This is a genomic window from Neotamlana laminarinivorans (genome assembly GCF_020523925.1).
Classification (GTDB): domain Bacteria; phylum Bacteroidota; class Bacteroidia; order Flavobacteriales; family Flavobacteriaceae; genus Neotamlana; species Neotamlana laminarinivorans.
Genome location: NZ_JAJAPW010000015.1, coordinates 1 through 6,509 on the forward strand (window position 1 = coordinate 1; position 6,509 = coordinate 6,509).

Here is a 6,509-nt window from a genome sequence, read left to right on the forward strand (position 1 = left end):
ATAATATTCTCCAATTAGTTTTTCATTATGAAGTTCAGTTGCTATATCCTCAAGATGTTTTTCCGAGTAAAACCAAAGTTTGTAATTTTTCCTTTTAGATTTCATTGGTGCGCATTGTATACAACGGACTCGTATAACCGTCAGTTTACGGGTTAAAGTACGCAAATTTTTCGATTAAGCACAGATGTTAGCAATTCCGAGTGGATTCTGACGTAGGCGAATCCGCCGTAATTGCGGTTATACATTGTTAGCAAATGGCGTTTTTTCAGGTGGTAAATTAAGTTCCGTCAATATTTTATTCAGTTCAGTTAGTGAATCTTTGTCAATCAGTTCCGTATTGATTTTCAATTCTCTCTGATGCGTTTTCAGCGTGTAATCTCCTGCAAACTTCTTAATCCAATTAATTTCGTTCAGATTTATCTGTTTCCCAAACCCGTAAAGTCCATTTTTTCGTATTGTTCCGTTCTCAATAGTCAGATATTGATTTGTCAAATCATATAAATAATGTCCGATATATAAAATTCCAGCTACTAAATATCCATAATCCGTCCACCTTATTTTATCATCTTCTGTCAGATTTAAAATTCCGAGTGCTAGCCATACTAATCCGAGAATTAGATTTATGTACAATCTTTTCTTTTTAAATTTTATTTTCATTTATACGTTTCGGTTTTTCGCTTTTTGCTAACGTGTTTGTGTATGGTTAGTTGCGTGGTTAAGCAACTAAATTAGCAAACTTTTACGAACCCGTGAAAATTCCGCAGGAATTTTCGCAAGTAGGCGAGAACTAGCCATTAATTATACACGGTGTTGTACTGCGTTTTTATGTTTTATAAAATGTATTATACCTAAAATTAGAGATAGAAGAAGTAAAATCAACTGTAATAAAATCAGTTTTGATTGTGTAACAGCAACATTGCTTTTTCGATGTCTATTTTCTTTATTCCAGTTTATATTATTTATGGCATTTTCGCGAATAAACTCTATGTCAGTTGAATTCTTTACTTGATGTATTTGAGAATTTGCAACACTATCATTTTTAGTTCTTAATATGTCAATTTGTTTAAAATTATTAACCCAGATATATATGCCAACTCCAAGAGAAGTAACTAAAAAAAACAAAATTAATTTTAATCTAATATTTCTCATATTCTGTATTTATTCAGGTCCATAATATTCGTCATAATGATGTTTAAATTCCGTTTGCATTAATTCAGATGTCACTCCGCCAAATTGGATTTCAAAATCATCTTTTTCCATTCCAGTTATCGCTCCGCCCCAACCATTTAATTCAATTCCGTTTTCTAAATAAACTTTCAGTTCAGGAATAACTTGAGTGTCAATAAATTTAAATTCCTTATCATCTTGATTTATGACAACATTATATTTTTTACAATGACTTTTGAAAAGTTCATATGGTGATTCTATATTCTCGAAATTAATTTTTCCGTGGATAACTCTCATTGGTGTGTCTGCAAATTTGAAATCAGTCGTTCCGATTTTTACTCCGTTTAATTCTATGTGATATGTTTTTCTCAAATGCATTACAACGTTTATGTATAAGAATAGTTGCGGATTTGTATGCGAAGATTTTCCGAAGGAAAATCAGACGTTACAAACACGCAACGACCTTTGATTAAGCACTAAACCGCAATTGTTTTTATACTGTGTTGTGGTGCGTATTTATTCGTTATTATTTATTTCTAATTAGTTCAATCTCTTCAGTTTCTGTCGGCATTGGTGGTGGCGGTGGAAAATAAAACTTTTCGTTAAGCCATATTTTTATATCAGTTCTATTTGTAATTTGTTCGTAAGCACGAGTTAACTTGTCAATCGTTTTAATTAATTTTTTAGCCTCAAAATGGTCATAAGAAATGTAAATCAGTAACTTTTCAGGATTATCACTGAACTTTGGATTCTTACCATTATTTTCAAAATCTCTTTTTAAAACACTTTTTAAACTATCTAGAGGATAGAAATTTTCATCAGATTTATTAATTATGTCGTTATGAATTTCAATCGTATTTCTTTGCCTAATTAATATACAGCCAAAATTTTCCCAACAAGGATTTCTGAAATAGATAGTTTTTATTTTTTTGTCTGTTTTTAGAGTGATTTTCGGCGTACTATCATTACACACAATTCTTTCAGTCCGATTGAGTAACTCCTTCCAAGTTTTGAATCCGTCTAGCTCTAATTCAACTCCAAGACTGTCATTTCCTGCATTCCAATTTCCATATTCTTTCTGAACTAATTGATTTTCTTTTCGGTCAGAGTTTTGACATCCGATTATTGTTATAATCAATAAAATCAAAGACGATATTTGAATGTAAGTTCTCATTTTTTTTATATGCACCACAACGGACTTGTATAACCGTCAGTTTACGGGTTAAAGTACGCAAATTTTTCGGTTAAGCACAGACGTTAGCAATTCCGAGTGGATTCGGACGTAGTCGAATCCGCCGTAATTGCGGTTATACATTGTTGTATGTAGGCTTTACTCACCATTCTTTCTCAAATACAATTATATTTTTATTTTTTATATATCCTAATTTAAAGAGTTCTTTTGGTTTTGTGTAATAAATTGAATCTAAAGATGTTGTTTTTTCAGCCGCTAACTTTGAAGAAAACCCAAAACCATACTTGCCTCTTGTTCTCTGAGTCATAATTTTAGTCAGCTCAAAGTCATCTAGTAATTGTTTGAATTCAACTGTATCTTTAACTTTTATAATCGCGACTTCCCAACCATCATTCAATCCAGTTAAATAGTCTTTTTCAATTATTTTACCGGATTTTGGGAATTCAGATTTAGTATAAGATTCAAATAGCTGTTCAAGTCTTTTGTCACTGGGTTCACTAACACTAAAAATTGAGTTCAGCCAAATCAGATAAATTAGACTTGTCACAATAGGAATCAAGACTATAACTGCAATAATTTTTCCAATATTTCTTTTTATAAAATTCATTTCAAGACGTAGCTTTCATAGCTTACATACAACGGTCTCGTATAACCGTCAGTTACGGGATTAAAGTTACTAATTTTCGGTTAAGCACTGACGTTAGCAATTCCGAGTGGATTCGGACGTAGTCGAATCCGCCGTAATTGCGGTTATACATTGTTGCCACCAGTTTTTATTTTTCCCAATCCTTATTAAATCCACTTTTAATAGATTGTTTTTCTTTAATATTTAATTCTTCTCCTTTGATTTTAGCATATATACTAAAGGCATCTTGATAAGTATTTACACCTAACTCATAATTAGCTCTTCCCCATTTGTAAAATGCAATACTTTGAAGAGTTGCGTAAACGCCAGGTTTTATTTGAACACCATCATATTCTTTACCTTTAATTTCCGTAAAAAAGTCAAGAGAATTATTGGGTTTTGTTTCTTCGATAATATAATTTTTAAGTTCTGCCTTTGTTGGTATTTGAGTATCAGAAACTTTATCTTTTAAATGCTTATTGTTTTTAATGATATTTAAAATTTCATCGATAACTTCTTGTTTAGAATAAATAGAATACGTTCTACCGTTATAAGTCAAAATGTTATTTTCAATTTTTGAGTTATGGTCAAATTTATTATCGATAATTTCATTTGCTCTACTTTCTGAAATATCACCTTTTATCTTTGATTTGTAATCTTTTACTTTTCCTGATTTTAGATTTATTAAATTAAAAGCTCTTAATGGTTTTTCATTCAAGGCTATTAAATCAACCATTTTTTGGTCTTTTAATAACAGAAAATTATAAGACATTAATTCTGTTGCGGATTCAATTATTTCTTTTTCAGATGGTTTCTTAGAAATATAAACTGAACTTAATGGGTTTTCAATATTGTTTTCCAAAGTGTAATAATTTACAACAAGTTTAAAATTATCATCTATTATAATTTCATCAATAGACAATGAATTAAAAACTGGATTTCCATTTTTATCTGTTTGAGCAAAAGTTATTGTAGATAAAATTAAAAAAAGTAATAATGTAATTTTTCTCATTCTCTGGTTTTAAATTGGTGGCAACGGTCTAGTATAACCGTCAGTTATGGGATTAAAGATAATGATTTTCGGTTAAGCACTGACGTTAGCAATTTCGAGTGGATTCGGACGTAGTCGAATCCGCCGTAATTGCGGTTATACATTGTTAGCCACTGGCTTTTTCCGTTTCTATTTTATGTCCGATTTCAATTAAATATTCTCGCATTAATTCGTAAGTTTTAAAATCAGCGTTGATATGATTAAATAATTCAGTTTCCATATACTCACAACTTAAACAAATATTCAACTGCTTAATTAAGGTTTCATTCTTGTCGTAAAAAAGTATTGCATCTCTATAAATTGGCGAACACATCCAATTAGGAACATCATTTATTTCCGTTTTCAGAATTTCAATCAGTCGTATTGATTTAGGATTCGCTTTTTCAATTCGGTTAATTTTTACTGCTGAAAAATGAAATTGACCTTTTTTATTGACAATTACTTGAGTAAAGTTCAGTAATTCATCTAATTCAGACAATCTATCTTTTTCCGTTTTATTTAAGTTACTTTTGGATTTCAGATAATTGAATTCCGATTCCAAAGACTCGATTTCTTTTTCAAATATCGGTCCACGTTGAAGTGAATAAGTTTCAAAGTATTCAAAATCTATATTTTCAATAAATTCCGATGATTTTTTATATGTGTACTTCGGTTTCATTCGCTTGTGGCTAACGGTTTTGTGTATAATTAGTTGCGGGAAAAGACGTAGTCATTTTCCGCCTTAGACCAAATATACTTAAAAAGGTTGAATTCGCCTGTGGTGAATTCAGCCGCAATTAATTATACACGTTGTTGTACAACGTTTTTTTTCAAGGGTTTTACTTCAATTATACTCTTCTTTCTATTTCGCGCGTTTATTTTGAGATTATTCCAGATTATATTCATTTTTATACCCAAGTTATCCATTGGCATAGGAATATCTTGCTCTGCATTAGACTTTAATTCAATTCGATGAGTTGCATTGTCAATTTCCACAATTATTAGGTAGTCAAACCCTTTGTAGCTAAATATTTTTTCTGTCCATCCATTAGTAAATAGACTATCCAAAAATATGTTTAATTTTTCTACGTTAGCCTTGTCATAAGTCAGAACGTAGTTTACATTTTCGTCAATCTCAAATAACCTTTGTTTAACTTTAGTAAAATTCGGTGCGCTATTGTGAAATAAGATTTTATAATCGCTGAATATTCCGTTTTTGTATGTTCCAAGTTCTACTTGATTGATAGTCGTCGAATCTAAAAACTCTACTGTCAAATAAGACGTTTGGAAGTAATAAGTTAGTGAGGATTTATACTCAGTTTCTCTATTTTCAACATCGGTTGGATTGAACTGACTCAGTTTTTGTTCTAAATATTTAATCCAATTAGCGGTCATTGGCAAAATGTTGTACAACGGCTTCGGCTAAGGTTAGTACGGGATTAAATTAACATTTAATTTCGGATTAAGCGATTAGCCAAAACTTTTTATTTTGTTTTATCTTTTTCCGTTCTAAAGCCAAATCAAAAGATTTGGCGGACTTTATAAAAATACACTAAACTTTGTGTTAAAAACCAAAACCCGTATTAATTTTAGCCATTGTTGTGGTGTCGTTTTTCTACAAGGAAAGCATTTCATCAATTACAGATTCGTCAACTTTCCAATTTTCTCCTTTTAAATCCACTAAACTACTCAAACCTAATATTTCTAGAAAGGATTCTCCGCTAAGTCTGACGTTTTCTTTTTCTACAATGAAATAATTTTCAGTTTTAGATATCCTATATCCATTTTCTTTTAGAATTTGATAAGAAGGAGCTTCGATATTTCCTGCTGTTGTTATATTAATTTTTTTCATTCCGCTATTTTATATTTTCTCCCAATCAATTCACATTTTTTTGTGACATTCCAGAATCCATATCCAGGAACTCCTGTCGGTATTTTCCAATAGATAGTTTTTCCATTAGTTTTTGTTAATCCAAACTCCGCAAAATATCCATTGTGTTTGGTAATTATTTTTTTCTCTTTATCTACAACAAATGATTTATATCCGTTATGCCATTCAAATTCAGTGTAATTGATAATTTCGGTTGATTTAGAGTCAATTCGGACAAATTTTTTCGTTGTATTAATTATAAATTCTGATTCGGAAATTTTTAAAACTAATACAGGGATTTCATTTCGGTTTAAATCCAGTCTTTTTTTTATGTCAGTTTGTAATTCTTTACTTAAGCATTCAAACAGCGTGAAAATCTCATTTCCAGTAAAATCTGTTTTTGATTTATTGAAATATTTAAAGAACCAAAATTCAATTCGGTCTTTTATTTGTTCAGCAGATTTTTCTATTAAATTTTCCATTTTTTGCAATGCACCACAACGTATTTGTATAAGCTTAGTTGCGCTGGAAATCCGCTAGGATTTTCAGATTAAGAAACTAAGATAATAAAAATGCGAGGATTTTCCGTAGGAAAATCAGTAGCAATTAAACTTATACGGTGTTA

At 30.5% G+C, this 6,509-nt stretch carries 10 protein-coding genes; all 10 read right to left on the reverse strand.

Annotated features, from left to right (window positions below):
* Positions 1 to 237 precede the first annotated feature (237 nt).
* Entirely contained in the window at positions 238 to 657 is a 420-nt protein-coding gene (locus tag LG649_RS15715) for a hypothetical protein (RefSeq protein ID WP_226544776.1), read from the reverse strand.
* Between the two features lie 141 nt (positions 658 to 798).
* Positions 799 to 1,149 carry a hypothetical protein gene (locus LG649_RS15720; protein WP_226544777.1) on the reverse strand — a complete coding sequence of 117 codons (351 nt, stop codon included), beginning with the start codon at positions 1,147 to 1,149 and terminating at the stop codon, positions 799 to 801.
* A 9-nt stretch (positions 1,150 to 1,158) separates the two neighbouring features.
* Complete coding sequence (locus LG649_RS15725) at positions 1,159 to 1,539, reverse strand: hypothetical protein (protein ID WP_226544778.1); 381 nt, start codon at positions 1,537 to 1,539, stop codon at positions 1,159 to 1,161.
* A gap of 154 nt (positions 1,540 to 1,693) precedes the next feature.
* Positions 1,694 to 2,341 (reverse strand): hypothetical protein, encoded by a 648-nt coding sequence (locus tag LG649_RS15730; protein WP_226544779.1) that lies wholly within the window; start codon positions 2,339 to 2,341, stop codon positions 1,694 to 1,696.
* 160 nt (positions 2,342 to 2,501) lie between these two features.
* Positions 2,502 to 2,966, reverse strand: a complete 465-nt coding sequence (locus LG649_RS15735) for a hypothetical protein (RefSeq protein WP_226544780.1) — start codon at positions 2,964 to 2,966, stop codon at positions 2,502 to 2,504.
* Positions 2,967 to 3,132: 166 nt separating this feature from the next.
* Positions 3,133 to 3,996 (reverse strand): hypothetical protein, encoded by an 864-nt coding sequence (locus tag LG649_RS15740; protein WP_226544781.1) that lies wholly within the window; start codon positions 3,994 to 3,996, stop codon positions 3,133 to 3,135.
* A gap of 145 nt (positions 3,997 to 4,141) precedes the next feature.
* The gene (locus LG649_RS15745; protein ID WP_226544782.1) at positions 4,142 to 4,693 is read right to left on the reverse strand and encodes a hypothetical protein; all 552 of its coding nucleotides are present in this window, start codon (positions 4,691 to 4,693) and stop codon (positions 4,142 to 4,144) included.
* A 122-nt stretch (positions 4,694 to 4,815) separates the two neighbouring features.
* A complete protein-coding gene (locus LG649_RS15750; RefSeq protein ID WP_226544783.1) occupies positions 4,816 to 5,409 on the reverse strand; it encodes a hypothetical protein in 594 nt (197 codons plus the stop codon).
* Positions 5,410 to 5,629: 220 nt separating this feature from the next.
* The gene (locus LG649_RS15755) at positions 5,630 to 5,866 is read right to left on the reverse strand and encodes a hypothetical protein (protein WP_226544784.1); all 237 of its coding nucleotides are present in this window, start codon (positions 5,864 to 5,866) and stop codon (positions 5,630 to 5,632) included.
* On the reverse strand, positions 5,863 to 6,366 hold the full coding sequence (locus LG649_RS15760; RefSeq protein ID WP_226544785.1) for a hypothetical protein: 504 nt from the start codon (positions 6,364 to 6,366) through the stop codon (positions 5,863 to 5,865). Before LG649_RS15760 ends, LG649_RS15755 begins: the two co-directional genes overlap by 4 nt.
* Positions 6,367 to 6,509 lie beyond the last annotated feature (143 nt).

What these genes read in the sequence shown, in the direction of transcription:
- LG649_RS15730 (WP_226544779.1), bottom strand. Translation starts at nt 2,341, where the DNA reads ATGAGAACTTACATTCAAATATCGTCTTTGATTTTATTGATTATAACA.
- LG649_RS15745 (WP_226544782.1), bottom strand. Translation starts at nt 4,693, where the DNA reads ATGAAACCGAAGTACACATATAAAAAATCATCGGAATTTATTGAAAAT.
- LG649_RS15735 (WP_226544780.1), bottom strand. Translation starts at nt 2,966, where the DNA reads ATGAATTTTATAAAAAGAAATATTGGAAAAATTATTGCAGTTATAGTC.
- LG649_RS15720 (WP_226544777.1), bottom strand. Translation starts at nt 1,149, where the DNA reads ATGAGAAATATTAGATTAAAATTAATTTTGTTTTTTTTAGTTACTTCT.
- LG649_RS15750 (WP_226544783.1), bottom strand. Translation starts at nt 5,409, where the DNA reads ATGACCGCTAATTGGATTAAATATTTAGAACAAAAACTGAGTCAGTTC.
- LG649_RS15740 (WP_226544781.1), bottom strand. Translation starts at nt 3,996, where the DNA reads ATGAGAAAAATTACATTATTACTTTTTTTAATTTTATCTACAATAACT.
- LG649_RS15755 (WP_226544784.1), bottom strand. Translation starts at nt 5,866, where the DNA reads ATGAAAAAAATTAATATAACAACAGCAGGAAATATCGAAGCTCCTTCT.
- LG649_RS15760 (WP_226544785.1), bottom strand. Translation starts at nt 6,366, where the DNA reads ATGGAAAATTTAATAGAAAAATCTGCTGAACAAATAAAAGACCGAATT.
- LG649_RS15715 (WP_226544776.1), bottom strand. Translation starts at nt 657, where the DNA reads ATGAAAATAAAATTTAAAAAGAAAAGATTGTACATAAATCTAATTCTC.